Source organism: Sphingomonas sp. FUKUSWIS1, from assembly GCF_000733135.1.
In the GTDB taxonomy this organism is placed as follows: Bacteria; Pseudomonadota; Alphaproteobacteria; order Sphingomonadales; family Sphingomonadaceae; genus Sphingomonas; species Sphingomonas aerolata.
Map to the genome: position 1 here is coordinate 4,348 of NZ_JPJC01000239.1, position 2,512 is coordinate 6,859.

The 2,512-nt window shown below is 68.6% G+C and carries 2 protein-coding genes; both read right to left on the reverse strand.

The genetic code is table 11. The features are described from left to right. Nucleotides 1-1,150 (reverse strand): AMP-dependent synthetase/ligase (locus sphsw_RS20580; RefSeq protein ID WP_042467434.1); only part of this gene is annotated, 1,150 nt, incomplete at its 3' end. Nucleotides 1,151-1,349: 199 nt separating this feature from the next. Beyond that, the coding region (locus sphsw_RS14795) for a gamma-glutamyltransferase family protein (RefSeq protein WP_042467435.1) at nucleotides 1,350-2,512 on the reverse strand (1,163 nt) is incomplete at its 5' end.

The following is a 2,512-nucleotide window of genomic DNA, read 5'->3' on the forward strand; positions in this document are numbered from 1 at the left end:
TGCACGAGATGACGGGCGCGGCCTCGGTCTGGCCATAGCCCTGGAGGAAGGTGAGACCGATCGATTCGAAGAACAGCCCGACCTCCGGGTTGAGCGGCGCGCCGCCCGAGATCATCGCCTTCAGCCGGCCGCCGAACTTCTTGGCGATCTTGGGCTTGAACAGCGTCGCGACGGCGGCCTGCGCCGGGCGGTCGATCAGGCGGAGCTTGCCGGCATAGCGCCTGGCGCCGATGTCGAGCGCGCGGGCGAGCAGATAGGCGGACGCGCCGCCCTGTTTCTCGATCGTCTTCGAGATGCGCGTGCGCAGCACCTCGAACAGGCGGGGGACGACGAACATGATCGTCGGGCGCGTCTCCTCGATATTGGCGGCGAGCTTTTCGAGGCCTTCGGCATAATAGATCTGGCCGCCCAAGGAGATCGGGAAATGCTGGCCGCCGGTATGTTCATAGGCGTGGCTCAAGGGCAGGAACGACAGGAAGACCTCGTCGTCCCAGCCGAAATCCTCCGAGATGACGGCGGCGCAGCCTGCGCAATTGTGCAGGATCGCGCCGTGATGCTGCATCACGCCGCGCGGGGCGCCGCCGGTACCCGAGGTGTAGATGATGCAGGCGAGATCGCCGCGGGTGAAGGTCGCGCGCGCCGCCGCGGTCTCGGGCGTGGTCGGGTGCGCGGCGATCAGCGCGTGCCAGTTGTGGAAATCGATCGCGGCGGGGACGCGCATGTCCTCGAGCCCGATCACGATCTGCGCCTGGTTCGAGCGCAGGACGGCGGGGAGCAGCGTTTTCGCCAGCTTTGCGGTCGAGACGATGATCGCGCAGGCGCCCGCATTCTCGATGATGTGGAGGTGATCGCGTTCGGTGTTGGTGACATAGGTCGGCACCGTCACGCAGCCCGCCGCCATGATCGCGAGGTCGCTGAGGCACCATTCGGGGCGATTCTCGCTGACCAGCATCACCCGGTCGCCGCGTTTGAGCCCGATCGCGGTGAGGGCCGTGGCGAGGCTCGCCACCTGTCGCGCGGCGTCGGCCCAGCTGGTCGCCACCCAGGCGCCGCTCTGCTTGGTCCAGAGGAACGGCGAGTCGCCCCTCTCCGCGGCGCGCGCGAAGAACATGGTGACGAGGTTGGGGAAGGGTTCGAGCTGGCGGGGCATGGTCTCTCCTGGGGCGCTCTTGCGAACTGTGTCCCCTCGCGGGGCCGCTCGGTCTTTGGTGCGGTATAGTCTGCTAACGGTCCGTCGTCATTCCCGCGGAGGCGGGAACCCATATTGGCTGACCGGCCTGTGGGATCACCGACGTCAGCGCCTATGGATCCCCGCCTGCGCGGGGATGACGACAAAGGGGCGGGGCATGCTATTCCGGCGCGCGTTGCAGCGCACCGACGCGCTGGATCTGGGTCACGGTGCCGTCCTGCGCGATTCCGACGCCTTCGCTGCGCGGATCCGCCGCGCCGACCCAGCGGCCGTTCACCCGCTCGACCGCGTTCGCCTTCAGGCCGAGCGCGGTGACCTGCACCGTCTCGCCCAGTGCCTCGAGCGCGGGGATCATCGCCTCGCGCTCGGTGCCCTTCTCGACCGCGGCGACATGGCCGGGCGCGTAGATCAGGCCGAGCGCGATCGAATCCTGGGCGGACAGTTTCCAGTCGACGACGCCGATGATCGCCTTCGCGACCTGCGCGATGATCGTCGAGCCGCCCGCCGCACCGACCGCGAGCCTGACCTTGCCGTCAGGGCCGTAGACGATCGTCGGTGACATCGAGCTGCGCGGGCGCTTGCCGCCCTCGACGCGGTTGGCGACGAGATAGCCGCCCTTTTCGGGGACGGTGTCGAAGTCGGTGAGCTGGTTGTTGAGCACGGTGCCGTCGACGGTCAGCCCCGAGCCGAAATAGCCCTCGACCGTGGTCGTCACCTCGACGACGTTGCCGCGCGCATCGGCGACCGCGAGGTCGGTGGTGCCGGGGACTTCGCTGACCGGCGCGGACTGCCGGGCCGGGGCGCCGGGGGGCGAGCCGGCGCTGACGCTGGCCATCGTCGTGGTTGGCTGGATCAGCGCCGAGCGCGTGGCGATATAGGCGGGGTCGAGCATGCCCTTGACCGGCACCGACACGAAATCGGGATCGCCGACATAGAGGTCGCGGTCGGCATAGGCGAGCCGCGAGCTTTCGGCGAACAGGTGCCACGCCTGCGGACTGTCCTTGCCGAGCCTGGCCATGTCGAAGCGTTCGAGCTGTTTCAGGATCATCAGCACGGTGATGCCGCCCGAGGAGGGCGGGCCCATGCCGCAGATGCGGTGGACGCGGTAGGTGATGCAGACCGGCGGGCGGGTCTTCGCGTCATAGCTGGCGAGGTCGCCGGTCGTCATCTTCGACGGGTTGCGCGCAGCGGTGTTGACCGTGGTGACGATCTTCTGCGCCTCGGGCCCGACATAGAAGCTGTCGGCGCCGCGCGCGGCGATCCGCTGGAGCAATGCGGCCTGGGCAGGGTTCCTGATCATCGCGCCGATCGCGACGGGCGATC